23 protein-coding genes and 1 riboswitch are annotated in these 25887 nt (G+C 73.0%); of the genes, 12 read left to right on the top strand and 11 right to left on the bottom strand.

Features of this window, described 5'->3' with window-relative positions; genetic code table 11:
* Window positions 1-12: 12 nt before the first annotated feature.
* From OHS82_RS17265 to OHS82_RS17255, 3 genes are all read left to right on the top strand, one after another.
* Window positions 13-471, top strand: a complete 459-nt coding sequence (locus tag OHS82_RS17265) for a helix-turn-helix domain-containing protein (protein WP_057584592.1) — start codon at window positions 13-15, stop codon at window positions 469-471.
* Window positions 472-617: 146 nt separating this feature from the next.
* Window positions 618-1547, top strand: a complete 930-nt coding sequence (locus OHS82_RS17260) for a helix-turn-helix domain-containing protein (RefSeq protein WP_057584591.1) — start codon at window positions 618-620, stop codon at window positions 1545-1547.
* Between the two features lie 349 nt (window positions 1548-1896).
* A complete protein-coding gene (locus tag OHS82_RS17255) occupies window positions 1897-2886 on the top strand; it encodes a malate dehydrogenase (protein WP_057584590.1) in 990 nt (329 codons plus the stop codon).
* 53 nt (window positions 2887-2939) lie between these two features.
* Here OHS82_RS17255 and OHS82_RS17250 read toward each other — a convergent pair whose 3' ends face one another.
* Together OHS82_RS17250 and OHS82_RS17245 are read right to left on the bottom strand one after the other, a co-directional pair.
* Window positions 2940-3137: a DUF397 domain-containing protein gene (locus OHS82_RS17250; RefSeq protein WP_328434114.1), complete on the bottom strand. Its 198-nt coding sequence runs from the start codon at window positions 3135-3137 to the stop codon at window positions 2940-2942.
* On the bottom strand, window positions 3119-3961 hold the full coding sequence (locus OHS82_RS17245) for a helix-turn-helix domain-containing protein (RefSeq protein WP_328434113.1): 843 nt from the start codon (window positions 3959-3961) through the stop codon (window positions 3119-3121). Before OHS82_RS17245 ends, OHS82_RS17250 begins: the two co-directional genes overlap by 19 nt.
* A gap of 248 nt (window positions 3962-4209) precedes the next feature.
* Between OHS82_RS17245 and OHS82_RS17240 the strand changes: the two genes are divergently transcribed.
* The 5 genes from OHS82_RS17240 (at window position 4210) to OHS82_RS17220 (ending at window position 11368) form a co-directional block, all read left to right on the top strand.
* Window positions 4210-5748 carry an aldehyde dehydrogenase family protein gene (locus tag OHS82_RS17240; protein ID WP_057584587.1) on the top strand — a complete coding sequence of 513 codons (1539 nt, stop codon included), beginning with the start codon at window positions 4210-4212 and terminating at the stop codon, window positions 5746-5748.
* Between the two features lie 72 nt (window positions 5749-5820).
* Window positions 5821-7350, top strand: coding sequence for a GMC family oxidoreductase (locus tag OHS82_RS17235; protein ID WP_057584586.1), 1530 nt, complete (start codon window positions 5821-5823; stop codon window positions 7348-7350).
* On the top strand, window positions 7350-8441 hold the full coding sequence (locus tag OHS82_RS17230) for a quaternary amine ABC transporter ATP-binding protein (RefSeq protein WP_057584585.1): 1092 nt from the start codon (window positions 7350-7352) through the stop codon (window positions 8439-8441). The genes OHS82_RS17235 and OHS82_RS17230 overlap by 1 nt, the downstream gene beginning before the upstream one ends.
* A gap of 1 nt (window position 8442) precedes the next feature.
* Window positions 8443-10410, top strand: coding sequence for an ABC transporter permease (locus tag OHS82_RS17225; RefSeq protein WP_057584584.1), 1968 nt, complete (start codon window positions 8443-8445; stop codon window positions 10408-10410).
* 1 nt (window position 10411) lies between these two features.
* Entirely contained in the window at window positions 10412-11368 is a 957-nt protein-coding gene (locus tag OHS82_RS17220) for an ABC transporter substrate-binding protein (RefSeq protein ID WP_057584583.1), read from the top strand.
* A 31-nt stretch (window positions 11369-11399) separates the two neighbouring features.
* On the opposite strand, the gene OHS82_RS17215 is transcribed toward OHS82_RS17220, so the two are convergent.
* Window positions 11400-12137, bottom strand: coding sequence for an isocitrate lyase/PEP mutase family protein (locus OHS82_RS17215; protein WP_057584582.1), 738 nt, complete (start codon window positions 12135-12137; stop codon window positions 11400-11402).
* 37 nt (window positions 12138-12174) lie between these two features.
* A complete protein-coding gene (locus tag OHS82_RS17210; protein ID WP_328434112.1) occupies window positions 12175-12792 on the bottom strand; it encodes a carboxymuconolactone decarboxylase family protein in 618 nt (205 codons plus the stop codon).
* 47 nt (window positions 12793-12839) lie between these two features.
* Here OHS82_RS17210 and pdxR point away from each other — a divergent pair, with 47 nt between their 5' ends.
* Both pdxR and OHS82_RS17200 read left to right on the top strand, forming a co-directional pair.
* Entirely contained in the window at window positions 12840-14267 is a 1428-nt protein-coding gene (gene pdxR, locus OHS82_RS17205; RefSeq protein ID WP_057584581.1) for a MocR-like pyridoxine biosynthesis transcription factor PdxR, read from the top strand.
* A gap of 32 nt (window positions 14268-14299) precedes the next feature.
* Entirely contained in the window at window positions 14300-14785 is a 486-nt protein-coding gene (locus tag OHS82_RS17200) for a carboxymuconolactone decarboxylase family protein (RefSeq protein ID WP_057584580.1), read from the top strand.
* A gap of 148 nt (window positions 14786-14933) precedes the next feature.
* Here OHS82_RS17200 and OHS82_RS17195 read toward each other — a convergent pair whose 3' ends face one another.
* The 7 genes from OHS82_RS17195 to OHS82_RS17165 form a co-directional block, all read right to left on the bottom strand.
* The gene (locus OHS82_RS17195) at window positions 14934-15728 is read right to left on the bottom strand and encodes an aminotransferase class IV (protein WP_057584770.1); all 795 of its coding nucleotides are present in this window, start codon (window positions 15726-15728) and stop codon (window positions 14934-14936) included.
* 62 nt (window positions 15729-15790) lie between these two features.
* Complete coding sequence (locus OHS82_RS17190; RefSeq protein WP_057584579.1) at window positions 15791-16978, bottom strand: FAD-dependent monooxygenase; 1188 nt, start codon at window positions 16976-16978, stop codon at window positions 15791-15793.
* Window positions 16975-18543: a class I adenylate-forming enzyme family protein gene (locus tag OHS82_RS17185; RefSeq protein WP_057584578.1), complete on the bottom strand. Its 1569-nt coding sequence runs from the start codon at window positions 18541-18543 to the stop codon at window positions 16975-16977. Before OHS82_RS17185 ends, OHS82_RS17190 begins: the two co-directional genes overlap by 4 nt.
* 41 nt (window positions 18544-18584) lie before the next feature.
* Entirely contained in the window at window positions 18585-20207 is a 1623-nt protein-coding gene (locus OHS82_RS17180; RefSeq protein WP_328434111.1) for a benzoate-CoA ligase family protein, read from the bottom strand.
* Complete coding sequence (gene pabB, locus OHS82_RS17175) at window positions 20204-22375, bottom strand: aminodeoxychorismate synthase component I (RefSeq protein ID WP_057584577.1); 2172 nt, start codon at window positions 22373-22375, stop codon at window positions 20204-20206. Before pabB ends, OHS82_RS17180 begins: the two co-directional genes overlap by 4 nt.
* 30 nt (window positions 22376-22405) lie before the next feature.
* The gene (locus tag OHS82_RS17170) at window positions 22406-22990 is read right to left on the bottom strand and encodes an antibiotic biosynthesis monooxygenase (RefSeq protein ID WP_057584768.1); all 585 of its coding nucleotides are present in this window, start codon (window positions 22988-22990) and stop codon (window positions 22406-22408) included.
* Between the two features lie 185 nt (window positions 22991-23175).
* Window positions 23176-24024 (bottom strand): hypothetical protein, encoded by an 849-nt coding sequence (locus OHS82_RS17165; RefSeq protein WP_057584576.1) that lies wholly within the window; start codon window positions 24022-24024, stop codon window positions 23176-23178.
* A gap of 131 nt (window positions 24025-24155) precedes the next feature.
* Between OHS82_RS17165 and OHS82_RS17160 the strand changes: the two genes are divergently transcribed.
* Together OHS82_RS17160 and OHS82_RS17155 are read left to right on the top strand one after the other, a co-directional pair.
* Window positions 24156-24530, top strand: a complete 375-nt coding sequence (locus tag OHS82_RS17160) for a hypothetical protein (protein WP_328434110.1) — start codon at window positions 24156-24158, stop codon at window positions 24528-24530.
* 57 nt (window positions 24531-24587) lie between these two features.
* Window positions 24588-25775: a glutathionylspermidine synthase family protein gene (locus OHS82_RS17155; protein ID WP_057584574.1), complete on the top strand. Its 1188-nt coding sequence runs from the start codon at window positions 24588-24590 to the stop codon at window positions 25773-25775.
* 19 nt (window positions 25776-25794) lie between these two features.
* A riboswitch (ZMP/ZTP riboswitch) is annotated at window positions 25795-25885 on the top strand.
* Window positions 25886-25887 lie beyond the last annotated feature (2 nt).

The raw sequence follows: 25887 nt of genomic DNA, 5'->3' as shown, positions 1-25887 counted from the left end.
AAGGTGGGCGGGATGGGCGCCTGGCAGCCGCTGCCGGACGGGCTGCCGTCGGAGGTACGGCACTTCGTGGAACAGTTGCGGCAGCTCAAGGACGGTACGGGCCTCAGTCTGGCCGCGCTCGGCGCGCGCACCGCGTACAGCAAGTCCTCCTGGCAGCGCTATCTCAACGCCGTCCAGCCGCCGCCCCGGCAGGCCGTCGCCGCGCTGTGCCGGGTCGCGGGACTGGCCGGCGCGGAGGCCGAACGGCACGTCGTCCGCTGGGAGCTGGCGGTCGAGGCCTGGCCGCGGCCCGCGCAGGCCGACCCGGCCGAGGCCTACCACGAGGATCCGACGGTCCCCTGGTGGGACCGTCTGGAGGAGCCCGCTCCGCCGCCCGCGCCCGGACCGGCCGGACGGCTCCTGCTCTACGCGGCGCTGCTCCTGCTGGCGTTGCTGCTCGCCGCCGTCGCAGGGGCGGTCGCCTTCGGCTGAGCCGTGGCTCATGACGGGCGTTGTCGGGCCTTGTCGGATGATGTGGGTTCATCGTCACGGTACGTCGGCAGTTCGGTCATGTGTCCCGGATCGTCTCCGTGCCGGGGCTAACGTGACCGGGGGACTCGGCGGGAGGAAGGGGTTCGATGCCGCGCTGGAGAGCCCTGCCGGGCGAACTCGATCCGCGCGTCGGGGGGTTCGTCGAGCAGCTGCGCAGGACCGTGGACCGCGCGGGGATGGGCGTCGCCGCGGTGGCGGACCGCACGGGCTACGGCAAGGCGTCCTGGGAGCGTTACCTCGACGGCCGGCTGCTCGCCCCCAAGGGCGCGGTCGTCGCGCTGGCCGAGGTGACGGGGACGCCTTCCGTCCACCTGGTCACCCTGTGGGAGCTGGCCGAGCGCGCCTGGAACGCCGCGGAGACACGGCACGACCGCACCGTGGAAGCCGTCCGGATCTCCCGGACGCCGGCCGCCCCGGGCGAGTTCGGACCGCCGGCAGGGCCGCCCCGGCCGACCGGGCCGTCGGAGTCGGCCGGGGCGCCCGAGCCCTCCGGGGGCGGCGCCGCCGACGCGCGGCCGAGAGGGGGCTCGCAGCGGGCCGCGCTGTTCCTCGCCGGCGCCTCGGGGGTGGTGATCGTCGCCGTCGGCGCGTTCCTGCTGACCGGCGGCGGTGATGCGCGGCAGGGGGCGACCGGATCCAAGTCGCCCTCCGCCACCGTGAGTTCACCCCGCACCCTGCCCCCGGGGGTGCTGTGCGCCGGCGCCGACTGCACGGGCCGTGACGCGGAGGAGACGGGGTGCGGCGACGACCTCGTGGCGACGGCGGAGAGCGTGACGGTCGGGCCGGTGCGGCTGGAGGTCCGCTACAGCCGCACCTGCGGGGCGGCCTGGGGCAGGATCACGGGGGGCGTCCCGGGCGACGCCGTACGGGTGACCGCCGGGTCGGTGCTCAAGACCGCCGCCATCACGGCGCCGGGCGACACCGACGCGTACACGCCGATGGTGGCGGTGACCGGCGCGGACGACGCGACGGCTTGCGCCGTGCTGGCCTCGGGCCCGACGGGCTGCACGCCCTGAGACGGACGCGGGCGGAACCGGCCCGGGAAAAAAATGTCGCCGCACAGGAATAGCCGCCTCCGCTCCGGGAAGCCGAACCGGTACCCCCACGGGAGTCCGGCGCGACCCGGCACCCCCACACGGCGGTCGCCGATCCCCCTCTCCCGGACCGGCGGCCGCCGTTTCGTGCGGGTCTCCCGTACGCCGCGGGGCACTCTGTGAAGCGGGCCACACAACCCCGGACGTCCGGCATCCCGGATGCGCGATAGCCTGACCGCTGATCGGATCTCTTGATACCAAGAGATCGATCATTTGTACGTCCCACCCGGGGCAGGGACGCCCCACCGACAGCTGTCATACGGAGAACGCCATGACCCGCACTCCCGTGAACGTCACCGTGACCGGCGCGGCCGGCCAGATCGGTTACGCCCTGCTCTTCCGCATCGCCTCCGGCCAGCTGCTCGGCGCGGACGTGCCGGTCAGGCTGCGCCTGCTGGAGATCACCCCGGCGCTCAAGGCCGCCGAGGGCACCGCCATGGAGCTGGACGACTGCGCGTTCCCGCTGCTCCAGGGGATCGACATCACCGACGACGCCAACGTCGCCTTCGACGGCGCCAACGTGGCCCTCCTCGTCGGCGCCCGCCCGCGCACCAAGGGCATGGAGCGCGGTGACCTCCTCGAGGCCAACGGCGGCATCTTCAAGCCGCAGGGCAAGGCCATCAACGACCACGCCGCGGACGACATCAAGGTCCTCGTCGTCGGCAACCCGGCCAACACCAACGCCCTGATCGCCCAGGCCGCCGCGCCGGACGTACCGGCCGAGCGCTTCACCGCGATGACCCGCCTCGACCACAACCGCGCGCTGACCCAGCTCGCGAAGAAGACGGGCTCGACGGTCGCCGACATCAAGCGTCTGACCATCTGGGGCAACCACTCCGCCACCCAGTACCCGGACATCTTCCACGCCACGATCGCCGGCAAGAACGCCGCCGAGGTCGTGAACGACGAGAAGTGGCTGGCCGAGGACTTCATCCCGACCGTCGCCAAGCGCGGCGCGGCCATCATCGAGGCGCGTGGAGCGTCCTCCGCCGCGTCGGCCGCCAACGCCGCCATCGACCACGTCCACACCTGGGTCAACGGCACCGCCGACGGCGACTGGGCCTCCATGGGCATCCCGTCGGACGGCTCCTACGGCGTCCCGGAGGGCCTGATCTCCTCCTTCCCGGTGACCGTGAAGGACGGCGTCTACGAGATCGTCCAGGGCCTGGACGTCAACGAGTTCTCCCGCGCCCGCATCGACGCGTCGGTGCAGGAGCTGGCGGAGGAGCGCGAGGCGGTTCGCGCACTCGGCCTGATCTGAGCCTGAACACCAGCGATCCCCGGACGGTCCGACCGTCCGGGGATCGCTTGCGTTCAGCCCCGCTTGAGGGCGCTGACGAAGCTCGCCCAGGCGTCGGCCCCGAAGAGGACCGCTCCGCGCCCGGGGTCCTTGCTGTCCCGGACCGGGACGACGGCCGGGATGTGATCGGCGACTTCGAGGCACGCCCCGCCGTCGGGGTTGCTGTAGCTGGACTTGCGCCAGGTGACGTTGCTCAGGTCGATGGCTCGCACGGCACTTCCTCCAACATTCGCATGATGAACTTTCGTGACTCGGCCGGGGAAAGCGCCAGGTCACGCATCGCATCGTAACGCCGGAGAAGTAGCTCAACTGCTCGGATTTCCTCGACCAGTTCACCCCGGTGAGCAGTCTCCGCGTACGCCACGGTGCTGCCGTCCGGCAGTCGGAGGAACATCATGTCGGTGCTGACCAGTCCGTGAAGACCGGCGCGGTGCGGCAGCACCTGGAGAGTGACGCTCGGTCGCTCACAGACCTCCAGCAGGTGCTCCAGCTGTTCCCGCCACTCCTGGGGCGCACGTAGTGGCGTACGCAGGACAGCCTCGGACAGGATGGCTCGGAACGGCGGCGCGTCCTCTCCCTCCAGCAACTTCCTTCGCCCCGTGCGGGCTTCGACCTGCTGCTCCAGCTCGGGCCCCTTGAGTCCGCCCAGGGTGAGAACCTCACGCGCGTAAGCCGTCGTCTGCAGCAGGCCATGGACCGTGCTCACGCCGAAGTGCCACAGGCACGAAGCCTCCGCCTCGATGTCCATGTACCTGCGGTACTGCTCCTTGAACTGGCTGTTGTCGCCCATCGCGACTTCCCACAGGGCCAGCAGCAGTCCCGGCGTTCCGTAGTGCGTGTCCAGTGCTTCGACGACCTCGGGGCCGCCCAGGTTCGTCCCGCTCTCCATCTTGCCGAGGGTGGACGCGTCCCAGCCCAGGTGCTCGGCCAGCTCCCGCAGGCTCTCGCCGCGGCCGTTGCGCAGCAGTCGCAGTTCCTCCGCGAAGCGTTTGCGGGGCTGCTGGCTGCGGCCGGTGACCACTCGTCTCGCAGGCATGGGGCGACTCCTTCGCGGCTCTGCGTGTCGACAGGAACACGAAGAGTAATTCAACTCTCTGTAGAGTTCAGCCCTCTAGGTCATCCCGGTACTATTTGTCCGTTTATGCGAGCAAGTTCCGTGACCCGAGGCACTTTCGGCCGCGAATTGCGCATGCAATCCGAGGTCGGGGGCAGGTGGACGCGGTCCCCCGTGTGACCCGGGGGTGACACAGGGGGACGGAACAGGAACGGAAGGCAACGCCGATCATGGCCGACAGGACCGAACCGCTGCACACGCCGGAGCTGCGAGAGCACCGGACGATTCACTCGGGCGGAGAGTGGCTGGAAGCAGTCTCCGGAGCCACCCGCGAGATCATCGACCCCGCGGACGGCCGCCCCTTCGCCGTGGTCGCCGAAGGCGACGAGAAGGACACCGACCTGGCGGTCGCGGCCGCCCGTGCCGCCTTCGACGAGGGCGCGTGGCCGCGCACCCCCGCCGTCGAGCGCGCCGCCCTGCTGTACCGCGTCGCCGACCTTCTCGTCCGGGACCGCGAACAGCTCGGCCTGCTGGAGAGCCGTGACGCGGGCAAGACGCTCGAAGAGGGCCGCGTCGACATCGACTGCGTCGCCGACGCCTTCCGCTACTTCGCCTCTCTGGTGGCCGCCGAGTCGTCGGGCCGGGTGGTGGACGCGGGATCGGCCGACGTCCACAGCGTCGTCGTCCACGAGCCGGTCGGCGTGTGTGCACTGATCACGCCCTGGAACTACCCGCTGCTCCAGGCGAGTTGGAAGATCGCCCCGGCGCTGGCGGCCGGCAACACGTTCGTCGTCAAGCCGAGCGAGATCACGCCGCTGACCACGGTCGCGCTGATCCGCCTGCTCGCCGAGGCGGGGCTCCCGGCCGGCGTCGCGAACATCGTCACCGGCCCCGGGCACACGGTCGGCGCCCGGCTCTCCGAACACCCCGACGTCGACCTGGTGTCGTTCACCGGCGGCCTGGTCAGCGGCACGAAGGTGGCACAGGCGGCCGCCCCGACCGTCAAGAAGGTCGCCCTCGAACTCGGCGGCAAGAACCCCAACGTGGTCTTCGCCGACGCCTGCGCCACCGACGAGGGCTTCGACACCGCCGTCGATCAGGCCCTCAACGCGGCCTTCATCCACAGCGGCCAGGTCTGCTCGGCCGGCTCCCGGCTCATCGTCGAGGAGTCCGTCCGCGACCGCTTCGTCGACGAACTCGCCCGCCGGGCCGGGAAGATCCGGCTCGGGCGCGGCACCGAGGACGGCGTCGAGTGCGGCCCGCTCGTCTCCGAGCAGCAGCGCGCCAAGACCGAGGAGTACGTGGCCTCCGCGCTCGCCGAGGGCGCGGTGCTGCGCTCCGGCGGCAGGAGGCCCGAACCCTCCCCGCAGCGGCCCGAGTCGGGCTACTTCTACGAGCCCACCGTCCTCGACCGCTGTCACCGCGAGATGCGCGTCGTGCGGGAGGAGGTCTTCGGACCGGTCCTCACCGTCGAGACCTTCCGCACCGAGGACGAGGCCGTCGCTCTCGCCAACGACACCGAGTACGGCCTCGCCGGCGGCGTCTGGACCTCCGACGCGGGCCGCGCGCGGCGGGTCGCCGGCCGGCTGCGCCACGGCACCGTCTGGATCAACGACTTCCACCCCTATCTGCCGCAGGCGGAGTGGGGCGGCTTCGGCAAGAGCGGCGTGGGCCGCGAACTCGGCCCGGCCGGACTCGCCGAGTACCGCGAGGCCAAGCACGTCTACCAGAACCTCGCACCGGGGCCCGTCCGCTGGTTCGCGGGCTGACCCGCCCGCAGGCCCCGCCCCCCGCCCCGAACGCACTTCGCACAGACTTCGCACGCCCCTGGAGTACCCCCCATGCCACAGACCTCACCTGTCTATGACTACGTGATAGTCGGAGGCGGAACCGCCGGTTCCGTCATCGCCTCCCGACTGACCGAGAACCCCGACACCACCGTCGCCGTCATCGAGGGCGGCCCCAGCGACGTCGGCCGCGACGACGTCCTCACCCTGCGCCGCTGGACGGGTCTGCTCGGCGGCGAGCTCGACTACGACTACCCGACCACCGAGCAGCCGCGCGGCAACTCCCACATCCGGCACAGCCGGGCCCGCGTCCTCGGCGGCTGCTCCTCCCACAACACGCTCATCGCGTTCAAGCCGCTGCCGTCCGACTTCGACGAGTGGGAGGCGGCCGGCGCCGAGGGCTGGGGCGCGGTCCCGATGGAGGCGTACTACGCCCGCCTGCTGAACAACATCGTCCCGGTCGACGAGAAGGACCGGAACCCCATCGCCCGCGACTTCGTCGACGCCGCGCGGCAGGCGACCGGAGTGCCCCGCGTCGAAGGCTTCAACAGCAAGCCCTTCGACGACGGCGTCGGCTTCTTCGACCTCGCCTACCACCCCGAGACCAACAAGCGGTCGTCCGCCTCCGTCGCCTACCTCCACCCGGTGATGGACGAACGGCCCAACCTGACGATATTCCTGGAGACCTGGGCGCACCGGCTGGAGCTGGACGGCGCCCGCGCGCGGGGCGTGCACGCACGCACCGAGGACGGCGAGGAGATCCTCGTCCGCGCCCGGCGCGAGGTCGTGCTCTGCGCCGGCGCGATCGACTCGCCCCGGCTGCTGCTGCACTCCGGCATCGGCCCCAAGGCCGACCTGGACGCGCTCGGCATCCCCGTCGTCCACGACCTGCCCGGAGTCGGCGAGAACCTGCTCGACCACCCCGAGTCGGTCATCGTCTGGGAGACCCACGGGCCGCTCCCCGAGAACTCCGCGATGGACTCCGACGCCGGCCTTTTCGTGCGCCGCGACCCCGAGCACCCGGGCCCCGACCTGATGTTCCACTTCTACCAGGTCCCCTTCACCGACAACCCCGAGCGGCTCGGCTACGAACGTCCCGCGCACGGCGTGTCGATGACCCCCAACATCCCCAAGCCGAAGTCCCGCGGCCGGCTCTCCCTGCAGAGCGCCGACCCGGCCGTCAAGCCCGCCCTGGACTTCCGCTACTTCACCGACGAGGACGACTACGACGGCCGCACCCTCGTCGACGGCATCCGCATCGCCCGCGAGATCGCGAAGACCGAGCCGCTGGCCGGCTGGCTCAAGCGCGAGGTCGCCCCCGGCCCGCACATCACGGGCGACGAGGAGCTGAGCGAGTACGCGCGCAAGGTCGCGCACACCGTCTACCACCCCGCCGGCACCTGCAAGATGGGCGCCGCCGACGACGAACTCGCCGTCGTGGATCCCCAGTTGCGTATCCGTGGACTGGAGGGCATCCGCATCGCGGACGCCTCCGTGTTCCCGACCATGACAGCCGTGAACCCGATGATCGGCGTGCTGATGGTCGGCGAACGGGCCGTGGACCTGATCGGAGGCGATGCCTGATGAGTACCGACACCAGTACCGACACGACCGCCCACACGACCATCGAGGAGCGCCCGCCGGTCTTCTCGGTGGACGGCCTGTGGAAGGTGTTCGGCCCCAAGGCCGAGACCGTCCCCGGCGACCCCGAACTGACCTCCCTGCCCCCCGCCGAGCTCCGCTCCCGCACCGGCTGCACCGCCGCCGTCCGGGACGTCTCCTTCGACGTGCGCAAGGGCGAGGTCTTCGTCGTCATGGGCCTGTCCGGCTCCGGCAAGTCCACCCTCGTGCGCTGTCTGACCCGGCTGATCGAGCCGACCGCCGGCAGCATCGCCATCGAGGGCGAGGACGTCCGCGCCATGGACAAGAACCGGCTGCGCGAACTGCGCCGGCACCGGGCCGCGATGGTCTTCCAGCACTTCGGCCTGCTCCCGCACCGCACCGTCGTCGACAACGTGGCCTACGGCCTGGAGATCCAGGGCGTCGGCAGGTCCGAGCGCCGCGCCCGGGCCCGGCAGGTCGTCGAGAAGGTCGGCCTGGAGGGCATGGAGCACCGCAGGCCCAGCGAGCTGTCCGGCGGTCAGCGCCAGCGCGTCGGGCTGGCCCGCGCGCTCGCCGTGGACCCCGAGGTCCTGCTCTTCGACGAGCCGTTCAGCGCCCTCGACCCGCTGATCCGGCGCGACATGCAGGAGGAGGTCGTCCGGCTGCACCAGGAGGAGGGCCGCACGATGGTCTTCATCACCCATGACCTCAGCGAGGCCCTCAAACTCGGCGACCGCATCGCCCTGATGCGCGACGGCCGGGTGGTGCAGCTCGGCACCCCGGAGGAGATCGTCGGCTCGCCCGCCGACGACTACGTCCGCGAGTTCGTCCGCGACGTCCCGCGCGAGCAGGTCATGACGGTCCGCAGGGCCATGCGCACCGGCGAGTGCGGCGGCCCCGGCCACCCGGGCGCGATCGCCGCCGACGCGGTGGTCGCCGAGGCGATCCAGGTCGTGTCGCGCAGCCACAAGCCCGCGTGTGTCGTGGAGGACGGCCGGTGTCTGGGGGTCGTCGATCACGAACGGCTCCTGGACGTCGTGGCCGGAACGGAGCTCCGCAAGGAGGCGGTCTGACATGGCTACGGTCACCGCACCCGCCCCCCGTGTCTCCCTGCCCGGGGTCCTCAAACACCGCTCGGTCGCCAAGCTCGCGCTGCTCGCGCTCGCCGCGGCGGTCCTCGTGCCGCTCGCCAACGCGCAGTGGGCCAGCGGCAGCTGGCCCGCCGCCCTCACCGTCGACCTCACCCAGCCGCTCGGCAAGGCCAGCGACTGGATCATCGACAACCGTGACAGCCACCCGCTGTTCCTCTACGGCTTCGGGTACGTCAGCAACGCGGTCGTGCTCTGCGTGCGGGCCGTCTACCTGGTGCTGCTCGCGGCCGGCTGGGCGGGCGTCACCTCCGCCGCCGCGCTGATCGCCTGGCGGGTCGCCGGCGTACGACTGGCCGTCGGCACCGCCGTCGCGTTCCTGGCCTGCGGACTGCTCGGCATGTGGATCCCGACCATGCAGACGCTCGCGCTGATGGTCGTCGCGGTCCTCGTGTCGGTCGCCGTCGGCGCCGTGCTCGGCCTCGCCGCCGGGCTCTCGGACCGGATGGACCGCATCCTGCGCCCCGTCCTGGACACCATGCAGGTGCTGCCCGCGTTCGCCTACCTGCTCCCGGTCGTCCTGATCTTCGGCATCGGCGTCCCCGCGGCCGTCCTCGCCACCGTCGTCTACGCCGCCCCGCCGATGGCCCGGCTCACCTCGCTCGGCCTGCGCGGCGCCGACAAGGAGGTGCTGGAGGCCGTCGAGTCGCTCGGCGCCACCGCCCGCCAGCGCCTGCTCACCGCGCGCATCCCGCTGGCCCGCAAGGAGCTCCTGCTCGGCCTCAACCAGACGATCATGATGGCGCTGTCCATGGCTGTCATCGCCTCGGTGATCGGCGCGGGCGGCCTCGGCGACCGCGTCTACCAGGCGCTCGCCTCGGTCGACGTCGGCGCGGCCCTCGCCGCCGGCATCCCGATCGTCCTCCTCGCCGTCGTCCTGGACCGGGTCACCGGTGCGGCCGGCGACGGAGACGGCGACCCCGGCGCCGGAACCCGGCGCGGCGGCCTCTCGCGCCGCGCGGGATGGGCGGCCGTGCTCGCCGCGACCGTCGTCGTGGCGGTCGCGGTACGGCTCGCGGGCCGCCTCGACTGGCCCGACGCCTGGACGCTGAACATCGCCGAGCCCGTCAACCGGGCCGTCGACTGGATGACCGACCACCTCTACTCCGGCGTGCCCGTGATCGGCGGCACCGCCGACTGGGCCGGCCACTTCACCACCTGGGTCCTCGACCCGCTGCGCGACGGCCTCCAGGGCCTGCCCTGGTGGTCGGTGCTGCTGATCGTCGCCGCGCTCGCCTGGGTGATCGGCACCTGGCGCACCGCGCTCACCGCCGTCCTCGCGATGGCCGCGATCGGCGTCCTCGGCGTGTGGAAGCCGTCCCTCGACACGCTGTCGCAGGTCCTCGCCGCGGTCGCCGTCACCCTCGTGCTGGGCTTCGCGACCGGTATCGCCGCCGCCCGCAGCGACCGCTTCGAACGGCTCCTGCGGCCCGTCCTCGACGTCTTCCAGACGATGCCGCAGTTCGTGTACCTGATCCCGGTCGTCGCGCTGTTCGGCGTCGGCCGCGCGCCCGCCGTGGCCGCCGCGGTCGTGTACGCGCTGCCCGCCGTCGTCCGCATCACCGCCCAGGGACTGCGCCAGGTCGACCCGGCCGCCCTGGAGTCGGCCCGCTCGCTCGGCGCGAGCAGCGGCCAGCAGATCCGCCAGGTGCAGCTTCCGCTCGCCCGTCCAGCGCTGCTGCTCGCCCTCAACCAGGGCGTGGTGCTGGTCCTCGCCGTCGTCATCATCGGCGGTCTGGTCGGCGGCGGCGCGCTCGGCTACGACGTCGTCTTCGGCCTCGCCCAGGGCGACCTCGCCACCGGTCTGGTGGCCGGCGCGGCCATCGTCTGCCTCGGCCTGATGCTCGACCGGGTGACCCAGCCGACGGAACGCCGTACGAAGAAGGGGGCGTGACATGCGCATCCGAACCACCGCGACCGTGGCCGGCGCGTCCGCGCTGCTCCTGCTGACCGGCTGCGGCGCCGCCGACATGACGAAGCAGGCCTCGCCGTTCGCCAATGCGCAGGGCGCCAAGAGCCTCACCCTGTCCGTGCAGTCCTGGGTGGGCGCCCAGGCCAACGTGGCCGTCGCCCAGTACCTCCTGGAACACGAGCTGGGCTACCGCGTCGACACCGTGCAGGTCGACGAGGTGCCCGCCTGGGACGCGCTCAGCCAGGGCCGGGTCGACGCGATCCTGGAGGACTGGGGCCACCCCGAGCAGGAACAGCGCTACGTCAAGGACAAGAAGACGATCACGCCCGGCGGCGACCTCGGCGTGACCGGGCACATCGGCTGGTTCGTGCCGACGTACTTCGCCGAGCAGCACCCGGACGTCACGAACTGGAAGAACCTCAACAAGTACGCGGCACAGTTCGCCACCGCGGAGAGCGGCGGCAAGGGCCAGCTCATGGACGGCTCGCCCTCCTACGTCACCAACGACAAGGCGCTGGTGAACAACCTGGACCTGGACTTCCAGGTCGTGTTCGCCGGTTCGGAGGCCGCCCAGATCACCCAGATGCGGCAGTTCGCCAAGGAGAAGAAGCCCTTCCTCACCTACTGGTACGCGCCGCAGTGGCTCTTCAAGAAGGTCCCGATGACCGAGGTGAAGCTGCCCCCCTACAAGGAGGGCTGCGACGCAGACCCCGAGAAGGTCGCCTGCGGCTACCCGCACACCCCGCTGCAGAAGTACCTCAACGCCGGCTTCGCGAAGGACGGCGGGAAGGCGGCCGCCTTCCTGAAGAAGTTCACGTGGACGACCGAGGACCAGAACGAGGTGTCCCTGGCCATCGCCGACCAGAAGATGACCCCGGAGGAGGCGGCGAAGCAGTGGGTGGACGGCCACGCCTCGAAGTGGAAGGCATGGCTGTCCTGAGCGCCGTGGGGCCCTGAGCCCCTGAGCGCCGCTACACCAGGCCGGCGCTGATCTCCCGCAGGGCGGCCGCCGCCCGCCGCTGGAGACCCGGCCCGAACGTGACGCGCGTGGCCCCGAGTTCGCCGAGCCCGGCGGGCGAGGGGCCCTCGCCGTCCACCCGGCCGCCCACGTTGATCGGGCCCCGGACCCCCGACCGCAGCAACGGCAGCAGGCGGGCGGGCGCACCGATCGGGTAGACGCAGTCGGCGCCCGCCGCCACGTACAGCGCGGCCCGCTCGACCGCCCGCTCGACGGCCCGTTCGGGGTCGCCGACGTCGTCGTCGTAGGCGAAGACGTCCACACGCGCGTTCACGAAGAGCAGGCCGCCCGCCTCCGCCCGCACCCGCGCCAGCCACTCGGCGTGCTCCCGCGGGTCCTTCAGGACCCCGCCGGCGGAGTCCTCCAGGTTGCAGCCGACGGCGCCCGTCTCCAGCAGCCGCTCCACCAGTTCCCTCGGCGCCAGCCCGTACCCGTCCTCGACGTCCGCGGACACCGGCACGTCCACCGCCCGCACGATCCGGGCGACCGCGGCGAACATCTCGTCCGCAGGGGTCTTCCCGTCGGCGTACCCGAGGGAGGCGGCCACACCCGCGCTGGGCGTCGCGAGCGCCGGAAAGCCCGCCTCGGCGAAGACCTGGGCGCTGGCCGCGTCCCACGGTCCGGGCAGCACGAGTGGGTCGTCCGGCAGCCGGTTGTGGTGCAGCCGGCGGAAGTCGTCCGCCTTGCTCACGGCGTCCCCACCTCGCGGCCGGGGCCGTCCGTCCCGCTCACGCGTGCTGCCCCGGCCGGTAGTGCCCCGGCACCAGCCGGCACGTCACGCCGAACCGGTTCCACGCGTTGATCACCGTGATCGCGGCGATCAGCTGCGCGAGTGCGGGCTCGTCGAAGTGCTCGGCAGCCCTCGCGTACACCGCGTCCGGCACGAAGCCCTCCGTCAGCACCGTCACCGCCTCGGTCAGCGCCAGGGCCGCAAGCTCCTGTTCCGTGTAGAAGTGCCCCGACTCCTCCCAGGCGCTGAGCTGGACGATCCGCTCGACGCTCTCGCCCGCCGCGAGCGCGTCCTTGCTGTGCATGTCGACGCAGAGGGCGCAGCGGTTGAGCTGAGAGGCCCGGATCTTCACCAGTTCCAGCAGCGTGGGGTCGAGGCCCTTCCGGGCGGCGGCGTCCAGCCGGAGCATCGCCTTGTACACCTCGGGGGCGTGCGCGGACCAGTCCAGCCGGGGGGTGTGCTCGGGCGCGTAGCCCGTCCGCTCGCCGGTGGCCGGGGCGGGTGCGTCGGTCGCGGGGCCGGCCGCCGGGCCGGTGGGGCCGGTGGCGGGGGAGACCGTGGGGCTGGTCATCGTGCTCGTCGTCGTGGTGGTCGGGGCGGGTGCGTCGGTCGTCATGGCTTCGACCCTAGGCCGCAGGCAGCCCAGGGGTATGGTCCATTTCCATGGCGAAACCATGGGCCACTTTCGGGGTCGACCTGCACGTGGAGCCGACCGGACCGCACGTGCGGCGGGGCCTGACCGACGGCCTGCGCGAGGCCGTCCGCAGCGGCCGGCTGCCGCCCGGCACCCGGCTGCCCTCCTCCCGCTCCCTGGCCGCCGACCTGGGCGTCGCCCGCAACACGGTCGCCGACGCCTACACCGACCTGGTCGCCGAGGGCTGGCTCACCGCCCGCCAGGGCTCGGGCACGCGGGTGTCCGAACGGCACGTCGTGCCTCCGGCGAACTCGGCCCCCCACCGCCCCGCAGACCGCCGGCCCGTCCACGACCTGCGGCCCGGCAGCCCCGACCTCGCCTCCTTCCCGCGCGCCCCCTGGCTCAGCGCGGCCCGCCGCGCCCTCGCCGCGGCCCCCTCCGACGCCTTCGGCTACGGCGACCCGCGCGGCCGGGGGGAGCTGCGCACCGCCCTCGCCGGCTACCTCTCCCGCGCCCGCGGGGTGCGCGCCGACCCCGAACGCATCGTGGTGTGCGCCGGGTTCGCGCACGGCCTCAGCCTGCTCGCGAAGGTCCTGCGGGCCCGCGGGGCGCGCTCGGTGGCCGTCGAGTCCTACGGCCTGGACGAGCACTGGCGGCTGCTGGCGGCGGCGGGGCTGACCACCACCGCCCTGCCGTTCGACGACCGGGGCACGGACCCGGCGGTCGGGTCGACGGACGCCGGCGCGGTCCTGCTCACCCCCGCCCACCAGTTCCCGATGGGCGTGCCGCTGCACCACGACCGCCGGGCGGCCGTCGTGGACTGGGCGCGGCGCACCGGCGGTCTGGTCCTGGAGGACGACTACGACGGCGAGTTCCGCTACGACCGCCAGTCCGTGGGAGCCCTCCAGGGGCTCGACCCCGATCACGTGGTGTACCTGGGCACGGCGAGCAAGTCGCTGGCGCCCGGCCTGCGGCTGGGCTGGATGGTGCTGCCGCCGGGAGTGGCGGAGGAGGTGACGGAGGCCAAGGGCGGGATGGACACCTGCGGGGTCCTCGACCAGCTGACGCTCGCGGAGTTCATCGCCTCGGGCGCCTACGACCGTCATGTGCGGGCCATGCGCACGCGCTACCGCCGGCGCCGCGACGCGCTGGTCGCCGCCCTGGCCGAGCGGGCCCCGGCGATCCGGGTCACCGGCATCGCGGCGGGCCTGCACGCCGTCCTGCGTCTGCCGCCGGGCACGGAGGCGGCCGTATTACGGGCGGCGGCCCGGCGTGGTCTGGCGGTCGACGGCCTCACCCCGCGCCATCGGCACGCCGGGGCGGTCGCCGCTCCGCTCGACGCTCTGGTCGTGGGCTACGGCACCCCGCCGGACCACGCCTGGTCCGGCGCGCTGGACTCCCTGTGCGCCGCTCTTCCTCTCGGCGACAACGGCTCGGGAATTGTTTTTCCCGGATAGATTTCCTGGAATTTCCCGGATACAGTCCCACCATGACGAACAGTAATTCCGTGTCGCGCGTGGCGCTCAAGAAGACAACCCCGGACGTGTCCTCCGCGATGGGCGCCCTGCATGGCGCCGCGGTTTCCGCCGCCCGGGACGCCAAGGTCGAACCCGAGATCCTGGAGCTGGTCAGGATCCGCGCCTCGCAGCTCAACGGCTGCGCGTTCTGCCTCGACATGCACACCAAGGACGCCCGCGCCGAGGGTGAGACCGAGCAGCGCATCTACGCGCTGAACGCCTGGCGGGAGACCCCCTTCTTCTCTGAACGCGAGCGCGCCGCACTGGCGTTGGCCGAGGCCGTGACCCTGGTGCACGACGGTCACGTGCCGGACGCGGTGTACGCGGAGGCCGCGGAGGTCTTCGACGAAGCGCAGCTCGCCGCGCTGATCTGGGCGGCCACCGTCATCAACGCCTACAACCGCATCGCCGTCGCGACGCGCATGGTCCCGGGCGCCTACCAGCCGGCGAAGAAATAGCAAGAAATCCGCCGGCCGACGAATGGCTGGGGCAATGGCGAAGGAATTCAGCACAACGCAAAAATGCGGGCGCCGGTCCTGTCTTCCGGTGCCCGTATTTCTGTTCCGCCGACTGTCCGATTCTTTTTCGGCCTCTTCGGCCTCTTCCTCACACCCGGGGCAGCGGCTCGCTCTGCGATTCCAGCCACCGCTGCCATTCCGCCGCCCGCACCGCCGGCCCGGGGGTGAGCGGACCGCCCGCCCAGGCCGTGACCGGGCGGATGCCGTGCAGCGCGTTCACCAGCCACACCTCCCGGCCGTCCAGCTCGGCGGGCGTCCGCTCGCGGTGCGCGACCCGGACGCCGAGGCGGTGGGCCCGTTCCTGGATCAGCCGACCGGTCACCCCGGCCAGGACCGGCAGCCTGGGCGGCGGCAGACACAGCGTGTCGTCCTCCCACCACAGGACGCTCGCGGTGGCCGCCTCCAGCACCGCGCCGGAGGGCGCGACCAGCACCGCCTCCGTCGCGCCCGCACCGGCCGCCCGGCGGCGCACCCGGGCCAGCGCGTCGAGGTCGGGCCCCTTGCGGCGCGGCATGGTCCGCGGATCGGGCTGGCCCGCGGCCCAGACCCGGACGTCCGGCTCGAGCTGCGGGGCGTGCCGCAGCAGCAGCCGCAACTCCAGCGAACCGGCGGCGAGTTCCACCCGGGGGAACCACGCGCCGGACCGCGGCAGGGCGGCGGTCATGTCCCGCCAGAACTCCACCAGCCGGCGCAGCGGCGGACCGCTGCACTCGCCGCAGGCCCGCAGGAACCGTTCCCGGTGCCGTTCCAGACCGCGCACCCGGCCGTCGCGCACCAGCCACGAGTCCGCGACGAGCAACCGCCCGCCGGCCTCGGCGGCGGGCGCCAGCCCCCCGGCTGACGTCCACCCCGACAGCCCCTCCACCATCGCCGCCTGCGTCATCGCCTGCGTCAATGCCTGCGTCATCGTCTGCGTCATCGTCTGTCCCTCTCCGGACGTCCCGCTCAGTACTTGCCGGCCGCCGCCGGCGCCCCGCCGCGGGGCCCGTACGGCGCGTGCTCCAGCCACGACCCGCACGAGGGCAGCACCGGCGCGAGGGCGGCCGCCGCCCGCTGCCGCAGCCGTACGGTCCGGCGCCGGGGGCGCAGATGCTCCAGCGCGAGCCCCGCGGCGGCGCTGTTGAACAGCCCCGCCGCCCGACGCGTCCCGGCGAACTCCTCGACGGCCCGGTCCGTGCCGGCGGCGACGGCGTCGGCCGCCGCCACCGCGTCGGCGATCCCGCTGTTCATGCCGCGCGCCCCGAACGGCGGGAACAGGTGCGCCGACTCGCCGACGAGCAGCACCCGCCGGTGCGGATCCGTGAACGACGCGGCGACCTTGCGCAGGAAGCGGTACGTCGACACCCACAGGATCCTGCCGTCGTATCCGTCGCCGACGACCGCCGGCAGCCACTGCCGTACGGCCTCCTCGGTGCCGAAGGCCTCCTGCGCGTCGTCGTCGCGGCACTGCAGGTCGACCTGGAAGCCCCCGGTGAACGGCACCCGCATCACGCTGCGGCCGCCCACCCCCGGATGCTCGTAGTGGAAGACGCGCTCCAGCGGCAGTTCGGCGCCGGGCACGTCGGCCACGTCCACCACGACGTGGAATCCCTCGCCGCGCACGCCCTCCATGGCGATGCCCAGCCCGCGCCGGACCGCCGAGCGCGCCCCGTCGGCGGCGACGACGTGCCCGGCGTGCCACTCCCGCCCGTCCTCGCCGCTCAGCACGGCCCCGTCCGGGGCGGTGCGCACGTCCGTGACGCGCGCCCCCCACACGAACTCGACCCCCGCCCGTGCGCAGGCGGCGCGCAGGAACCGCTCGGTGTCCACCTGGCGCAGGCTGGTGAAGGGCGGCAGGGCCGTCGAGGGGCCGGACCGGGGCGGGAACGTGCGGGCGTACACCTCGCGGCCCCGGTACAGGGTCCGCCGGGTGTGCCAGGTGCGCCCGTAGGCGGTGATCTCGGCGGCCAGCCCCGGAGCCACCCCGTCGAGCAGCGCGAGGGTCTCGCGGTGCACGAACAGGGCGCGGCTGCCCGGCCGTTCGCGGTCCTCGGGGTCCGCCTCCAGCACCAGCGCCGGCAGGCCGTGCGCGCGCAGCGCGAGCGCCGCCGACAGACCGACGGGGCCCGCGCCCACGACGACGGCCGGGTTCACGCGTGCACGCCCCGCGGCGTCCCGGTCAGCAGCCGGGTGATCTCCACCCGCTTCACCTTCCAGGTCGCCGTCATCGGCAGGTCCTCGAACCGCCATTGCCGCGGCTCGGCCATCGCGGGCAGATCGGCCGTGGCCGCCCGCCAGCGCTCCGCATCGAGCGGCCGCTCGCCCCGCACGCACACCACCGGCACCGGCTCCCGGTCCGCGCCGGGCACGATGACCACCTCGCGCAGCTCCTCCAGACGCTCCATCAGCGTGTCCTCCACCTCGAGGCTGCTGTGCACGGCGTCGATCCGGTCGATCTCACGGTCGATCAGACGCAGTGCGCCCAGCCGGTTCAGGACGCCCATGTCGCCCATCTGCCACCACCCGTCGTCGAGCTGGCGCTCGTACTGCGCCCGCGCGCCGAGGTAGGTGAGGATGCGTCCCCGGGTGCGCGCCTCGATACGGCCGGGCGTGCCGGGCGCGACCGGCCGGCCGTCGGGGCCGGTGATCCGCAGCCGGGTGAAGCCGGGGATGCCCGTTCCGACCCGGCGGCCGTCCGCCCGCTGCGCGCTGCGCCGGGTGAACCACTGGACCGCGACCGGCCCCGTCTCGCTCTGCCCGTACAGCTGGACCAGCCAGGGAGCGCGGCGTTTCGACGCGCCCAGCAGCCGGCGCACGGTGCGCGGGTGGATCGCGTCGAACGTGGAGCCGTACGACTTCACCCGGGACAGCGGGGCGCCGGGCGCGTCGGCCAGCTCCTCCCACAGCACGAACGTGTTGGGGTGGGTCTCGACGATGCCGGGCCGGTGACGGACCAGCAGCGGCCGTACGGCGGCCGGGTCCGGGTCGGTGATCAGCACGAGCGGGCTGCCGAAGCGCAGCAGGACGCCGAGCAGGTGGTAGAAGCGCGAGTGCACGAACGACATGTGCAGCGCGGCCGTCTCGCCGCGGGTGGGCCAGCCCATCGCCTGCTGCGGGACCAGCCGGTTCCACATGGTGTTCGGGCAGTGCACGGCCAGCTTGGGGACGCCGGTGGTGCCGGAGCTGTGGGTGATCAGCGCGGGCTCGCGGGCGTGCAGCCGCACGGGCGCGGGAGGCTCGCCGCAGGTGAACCCGCCCAGCGGCTCGGCGCCGGGTGCGTCGTCGACGGACAGCGTCCGCCGCACGTGGACGTCGACGCCCTTCAGCGGACCTTCCAGCTTGGCTCGGTCGGTGATCAGCCAGGGCTCCTGCAGCCGTTCCAGCAGCTGCCCGACGACCGGGCCCGCGAGGCCGGGGGAGAGCAGCACGGGGACCGCCCCGATACGGGAGATCGCGCAGGTCAGCAGGACGATGTCGACGTTGTCCGTCTTGTGCAGGGCCACCTGCTCAAAGGGCCGTACCCCGGCCGCCCACAGCCGGCCCGACAGCTCCTCGACCACGTCGGCGAGGACCGCGTAGTCCAGGTCGACGCCGAGGCCGGGATGGGTGTCCAGCGGCCGGTCCAGGGTGACGAACACGGCGCCGTGCCGGTCGGCCGCCCGCCGGAACAGCGGGCCCAGATAGAACCCGCGGTCGGCGAGCCGGCGTTGCTGCGACATGTGACTGTTCCTTTCGGCCGTGCGGCAGGGACCCGCGGGGGTCACCACGCCCCCTGGCGGACCAGATGGCGGCGGAGCTTTCCGGTGGCGGTGCGCGGCAGGGACGTCACGAAGCTGACGCTCCTCGGCACCTTGAAGGCGGCGAGCCGCTCGCGCGCCAGGGCGAGGAGTTCGTCCTCGAGACCGGCGGCGACCGGGCCGGCGGGGACCACGAAGGCGCGCAGCCGGCTGGAGCCGCGCCCGTCCGTGACGGCGGCGACCGCGACCTCGCGCACCGCAGGGCGGGTCCGCAGCACGGCCTCCACCTCCAGCGGGGAGACGGTGATCCCGCCGACCATCTCCATGTCGTCGGTGCGGCCCAGATGCCGGTAGGAGCCGTCCGGCTCGCGGCGGGCCCGGTCGTGGGTGGCGAGCCAGCCGCCGACCAGGGTGCGCCCGGTCTCCTCCGGCCGGTTCAGATAGCCGGACGTCAGCGTCGGCCCGCGCACCCACATCTCGCCCTCCGCGCCGTCCGGCACCGGCCGCCCGGCCCGGTCGCGCAGCTCCACCTCGAACCCCGGCACGGGACGCCCGACGGTGCCGGGACGGTCGTGACCGAGGCTGTTGGCGCAGAAGGCGTGACCGGCCTCGGTGGAGCCGATCTGCTCCAGCACCGGCGCGCCGAGCAGTTCGGCGACCCGGCCGCCGAGCCCGTCGGGCAGGCCCTCGCCGGCCGACACCGCGGCGCGCACCGAGGCGAAGCAGGCGCCGTGCCCGCTGCCCCGGTCGGCGACCAGCGCCGCGTACGCCGACGGCACCGAGTAGAGGAGGGTGACCCGGTGCCGGGCGACGAGCTCGTCGACGGCGGCGGGCGTCGGACGCCGGTCCACCAGGACGGCGGACGATCCGGAGAACAGCGGGAAGACGAAGGCGTTGCCGAAGCCGTACGCGAAGTACAGCTTCGACACCGACAGGGTGACGTCCTCCTCGGTGATCCCGAGCAGCCGCCGGCCGATCAGGTCGTGGTAGGCCTTCGGGTCGCCGTGCGCGTGCACGACGCCCTTCGGACGGCCCGTGGTGCCGGAGGTGTACTGCACGTACAGCGGCGTGTGCGCGTCGACCGGGTGGACGGCTGCCGGCTCGGCGGCGGGGGCCAGCGCGAGGAGCTCGTCGGCGCCGAGCCGTGTCCGGCCGGCGAAGCGGTCCTCCAGCCCCGGTCCCGTCAGGCAGAGCGCGGCCTCGCTGTCCTCGGCCATGAACGCGTGCTCGGCGGCGGGCAGTTCGGGGTTGACCAGGACGGCGACGGCCCCGAGCCGGGCCACGCCGAGGAAGGCCGCCACCCACGCCACGCCGTCGGGCAGTGCGAGCAGCACCCGGTCGCCGGCCCGCACCCCGTGCCCCGCGAGCACCCCGGCCGCCCGAGCCCCGAGGTCGTGCACCTCGCCGTGGGTCCAGCGCCGGTGCCCCTGGTGGAACGCGGGCCGCCCGGCCCAGCCCCGCCGCTCGGCGAGGTCGGCCAGCTGCGCTGCGAGGTTGCCGGGGACGTCGCCGTCCCTCCTCGCCCGGGGCACGGCCGAGGCACGCGGGGCCGGCGCGTCGGGGGACACCGTCGTGACCCGCGGAGCCGTCGCGACCTGCGGAGCCGGCGTGGCCCGGGGCGCCGCCGGGGGACGTCGCGTCGTCATCGGGAGGCCTCCTCGGCGGTGGCGGGGCCGGGCTGCGGGGCCGCCGCGCCGCCCTCGGCGTCCTCCCGCAGGGCCCGCATCTGCGCGGCCGTCTTCAGCAGCATCTCGTCGTACTCGGCGACCGGATCGGAGTCGAGGACGATCGCGCCCCCCGCGCCCAGCTGCATCGATCCGTCGGCGAGGACCGCGGTGCGGATGACGATGTTCAGGTCCGCGCCGCCGCTGCAGCCCAGATAGCCGAGCGCGCCCGCGTACACGCCGCGCGCCTGGGTCTCCAATTCGTCGATGATCTCCATCGTGCGCAGCTTCGGCGCGCCCGTCATCGAGCCGCCGGGGAAGCAGGCGCGCACGCAGTCCACCGCGTCGGTGCCCTCGCGCAGCCGTCCCTCCACGGTGGAGACGAGCTGGTGCACGGTCGGGTACGTCTCGGCGGCCATGAGCCGGGAGACCCGCACGGTGCCGGTCCGGCAGACCCGACCGAGGTCGTTGCGGAGCAGGTCGACGATCATCAGGTTCTCGGCGCGCGTCTTGGCGTCCGCCGCCAGCGCGTCCCGCAGCCGGGCGTCCTCCAGCGGATCGGCGCCGCGCGGCGCGGTGCCCTTGATGGGCTTCGCCTCGGCGACCCCGTCCCGGGTGATCCGCAGGAACCGCTCCGGCGAGGAGCCCGCCACGTCGAGGTCGCCGAGCCGCAGGAAGGCCGCGTACGGGGCGGGGTTGACGCGGCGCAGCGTCCGGTAGAAGGCGAGGGCGTCGGCCGGTGCGGGTAACCGGGCGGCGTCGGTCAGGCAGACCTCGTAGCTGACACCCTCGGCGAGCGCCCGCCGGCAGGCCGCGATGTCCGCGAGGTAGGTCTCGCGGTCCCGCACCAGCCACGGTTCGGCGGCCCCGAGGTCCGCCTGCGCCGACGGCCCGGGGGCCGGCGTCCGGTCGGACTCCGCGGGCAGCGAGGTGAGCCGGGCCAGCGTGCTCTCGAGCCAGTCGGCGGCCTCCAAGGCGGCCTGCGGGGTGTCCTCGGCCAGGCAGACGGCGTAGGTGAAGCCCTCCTGGTGGTCCACCGCGACCAGCCGGTCGGCGAACAGCCAGCAGGCGTCCGGGACGGCGGAGCGGTGCCGGTTCGGGGAGCCGCAGTCGGCCTTCGTCTCGTAGCCGAAGTAGCCGACGTAGCCGCCGGTGAAGTCGAAGGGCAGCCCGGTGGCGTCGACCCGGCGGCTGGCGAGCTGCCGCTTGAGGTAGTCGAAGACGCTCGCCCGGACCTTGCGCGTCGGCCGTCCGGCCCGCTCGATCTCGCAGCGCCCGGCCTCGACGTCGTACCGGACGAACTCGGCGAGCGGACCGCTGTCGTCGCCGAAGAACGAGAAGCGGGACAGGCCGCGCTCTACCCGGGCGCTGTCCAGCCAGAACGCCCGGGGCGCGTCGCCGTGCAGCCGGGTGAAGGCGGCCTCCGCGTCGATCGCCACGGCGATGCGGCGGGTGTGCAGCCGGTAGGCGGGTCCGCTTCCCCGGCGCGGGGCGGGGACGGTCACCCTCTGCCGCGGCATCGCGGCGGCCGCGGGCGTGACCGCGGTGTTCTTCGTCCGCGTCTTGCGGGCCCGCTCGGCCGTGAGGTTGCGGAAGTTCACCAGCATCCGGTGGCCGTACTCGGTGAGCACCGACTCCGGGTGGAACTGCACGCCCCACAGCGGCCGTTCGCGGTGCCGCAGACCCATCAGGACGCCGTCCTCCGCCCAGGCCGTGGCCTCCAGGGAGTCCGGCAGCGGCTCGCGCACGGCCAGCGAGTGGTAGCGGACGGCGGTGAAGTTCTGGGGCAGCCCCTGGAACAGGTCCCGCTCGTCGTGCCGGACGGCCGACAGATGCCCGTGCCGGGGCCGCGGGGCGGCCGACACCCGGCCGCCCTCCCCGAGCGCGATGCCCTGGTGGCCGAGGCAGACGCCGAGCACCGGCAGCGGGGACTCGGCCAGCACGCGGGCGCTGATGCCGAAGTCACGTGCCTTCGCCGGATGCCCGGGACCCGGCGACACCACCACGTTGTCGAACGCGGTGAGGTCGGGGACGGCGTCCGCCGGGGCGTCGTTGAGGATCACCACCGGCTCCTCGCCGTTGACCTCGGCGATCAGCTGGAAAAGGTTGTACGTGTACGAGTCGTAATTGTCGATGAGCAGGGTTTTCACCCGCCCACCTCCCTAGGGTCGTTCTCTGGCCTACGCGGTGCGTTTGTGGCGACCGCGGAGTGCCTGGAGCGGTGGATACAGCCATTTCTTGAAGAAACGCTGGAGGCGGGGCATGAGAATCCAGGTGACGAGGGCCGTCACGCACAGACATAACAGCAGCGTGCGCACGAAAGGATTGAGTCCGCCGAGATAGGGAAGCACGATGATATTGAAGAGGAGCACCGGCGGGAAAACGGCGCTCATATTCACGAACCACAACTTCCATTTCGACGGCGGACCCGGTGGGGTCTGCGGCTTCGGCGCGGGCGTCTGGGCGTCGAACCACGCTCTGGAGCCCCGTACGCTGCGTCGGTCCGTCTGCCGGGCGATACCCTGCGTCCGGGCGTCCCACCGCACCCGGTCGGCGGAGTCCTCCCAGGCGCGCGCCGCGCCCTCGCTGACGAAGCGATAGACCACATGCCATTCCGCCCCTTCGTCGACGAGTACACCACCTCCCAGAAATCCGGGCTGCTGTGCGCTCGCGCCCAGCATCCCCCACCCCCAGGAATGAAAGTCGGCCTCTCGGCCCGGCACCACGTGATAAGCGGCGGTGACGGTGACGGGATTACTGGTCACACCGTCGAGTACGCGCCAGAGAGCGCTTGCGTTCACAGGTTCTTCAAACTTTCACCAGTGTCGCCTGCTGTCCGAAAAGAGGCTTTCGGCAGGTCTCGTCACCGCTGCGGCCGGAATCGAAAAGAAAAGAGCGGCTGCGCATCCGGTTGATCACCGGACGAGCAGCCGAGGTCACCGGACGACCTTCATTCCGAAGGCGGCGCCGTTTCCGGCGCCTCCCCGAACCGGGCCAGCGCCAGCGCCCCCGCGACGGCGACCGCGAAGCCCAGCACGGCCAGCCACGCCAGCCCCTCCCGGGTGCGGTCGCCCAGCCACACCACGCCCACCAGCGCCGGCCCGATCGTCTCCCCGATCACCATCCCCGCCGTGGCCGTCGTCACCGACCCCCGCTGCAGGGCCGTCGTCAGCAGCAGGAACGCGGCCCCACCGCCCAGCAGCAGCGCGTACAGGGCCGGGTCGGTCAGCAGTTCCACGGGGGACACCGAGTCGATCAACCGCACCGCCACCTCCACCACCCCGAACCCGCATCCCGCGCCCAGGCCCAGCACCAGCGCCCGCCCCCGCTCCGGCAGCCGCCCGCCGACCAGCCCCAGGCCGAGCATCGCGACCGCCGCGCCGAGCATCGCCCACGGCAGGGCGGCCGGCCCGCTCTCCTCCCCCTCCGCACCGGAGGCCAGCCCCAGCATCGCGAGCCCCGCGCACACCACCGCCACGGCCGCCCACTCGATCCGGCTCAGCCGCACGTGCAGCAGTCGCGCGGCGACCACCGCCGTCACCGCGAGGCTCGATGCGAGGGCCGCCCCCACGGCGTAGATCGGCACCGACCGCAGCGCGACGATCTGGAACACGAACCCCAGCCCGTCCAGCCCCAGCCCCGCCAGATACCGCCACTGCCGCACGGCCCGCAGCAGCAGCGCCGCGTCCCCTCCGTGACCGCTCCCGGCGCCGCCCTCGGCGGCCGCCGCCCGCGCCGCCATCGCCTGCAACACCGTCGCCGCACCGAAGCAGACCGCCGCACCGAGCGCGCACACCATTCCCAAGAGCACGAAACGGACTGTAGGCGAGTGGGTTGCCTTCGGGCCGCCTTCGGGCGCTCCCACCCCGATGTCTAGGCTGTCGACCGGAAATCGCCGTAGGGGCGATGCGCACAGGGGGAGACACGGACATGGCGGAAACCCGTCGACGACTTCGTTCGGGCACGGTCGTGCTCGGAGGCGTGGGGCTGCTCGCCACCGCACTCACCGCCTGCTCCTCCGACCCCGACAAGCGCTGCGTCGACCGCGACAGCTACACCCTCGCCAAGGGGTACAAGGTCGTCGCCGACAAGAACTGCAAGTCCTCCAAGAGCACGTCGAACGGCGTCTGGTACTACGGCGGCAAGAAGCAGGGCTCCTGGGTCGACGGCGGCTCCCTCGGCAAGCCGGGCAAGGGGTCCGGCGGTTCCGGCGGGTCGAGCAGCGGCGGCGGCGCCGGCGTCGACCGCGGCGGCTTCGGCGGGGACGGCGACGGCGGCAGCCACAAGGGCAGCTCCGGCGGCTGACCGACCGGACGACCCGGCGAACCGACGACCGAGCGGCTGAACAGGACACCGTCACCCATGCGACGTCACACCGTCGAACCCCGCCCCGGCTGGCAGCGCACCGTCGAGGAACAGGGCCTCGTCTACCCCCTCACCCGTCACCCCGACGGCAGCCTGCGCCCCTACTGGGACGAGAGCGCGTACTACGCCTTCACCCTCGACGAGGTCGAGGCGCTGGAGGAGACCGTCGAGGAGCTGCACGCCCTGTGCCTGGCGGCGGCCGGGCACCTGGTGGACGCGGACCGCCTCGCCGACCTCGGCATCACCGACCCGCGGATCGCCGCTGCGGTCGCCGAGGCCTGGCGGCGGCGCACCGAACTCCCCTCCGTCTACGGCCGGTTCGACCTCCGCTACGACGGGACGGGCCCGGCGAAACTCCTGGAGTACAACGCCGACACCCCCACCTCCCTCGTGGAGGCCGCCTCCCCCCAGTGGTTCTGGATGGAGGACCGCTTCCCCGGAGCCGACCAGTGGAACTCCCTGCACGAACGCCTGGTCGCCGCCTGGAGGAAGCAGGCCGCGCTGCTCCCGCCCGGCAACCCCCTCTACTTCGCGCACTCCTCGGCCGACGAGCTCGGCGAGGACCTGATGACGGTCGCCTACCTCAAGGAGACCGCCGAACAGGCCGGCCTGGACACCGACTGGATCTCCATGGAGGAGATCGGCTTCGACCCGCTGTCCGGCCGCTTCGTCGACGGGCAACTCCGCTTCATCCGCAGCTGCTTCAAGCTCTACCCCTGGGAATGGCTCACCACCGACCGCTTCGCCGGCCATGTCCTCGACACCCTCGACAACGGCGGCGGCACCGGCAGCACCCTGTGGATCGAGCCCGCCTGGAAGATGCTCCTCAGCAACAAGGCGCTGCTCGCCGTCCTGTGGGAACTGAACCCCGGCCACCCGCACCTGCTGCCCGCCTACCTCGACGGCCCGCGCGACCTCGCGGCGACCACCGGCTACGTCGCCAAGCCGCTGCTGGGCCGTGAGGGGGCCGGCGTCACGATCCACGAGAAGGGCGCCGCTCCCGTCGTCCGCGACGACGAGCCCTGCTGCTACCAGCAGCTCGAACCGCTTCCCGCCTTCGACGGCAACCACGTCGTCCTCGGCGCCTGGGTCGTGGACGGGGAGTCGGCCGGCCTCGGCATCCGGGAGTCCGCCGGCCTGATCACGGACGAGTACGCCCGCTTCGTCCCGCACGTGATCCTCTGACCCGTACCCGGTAGGCTGCTGAACGGGCCGTGACTGGCGCGCTGGGATGGGACGGACCATCGGGGAGCGGCCCGTGAGCAGTGACAGTGCCGTGCGCCTGGGCCGAACCGAA

This window comes from Streptomyces sp. NBC_00425 (assembly GCF_036030735.1).
Classification (GTDB): domain Bacteria; phylum Actinomycetota; class Actinomycetes; order Streptomycetales; family Streptomycetaceae; genus Streptomyces.
The sequence above is the reverse complement of the archived record's forward strand: the minus strand, read 5'-3'. Positions and strand labels throughout refer to the sequence as shown.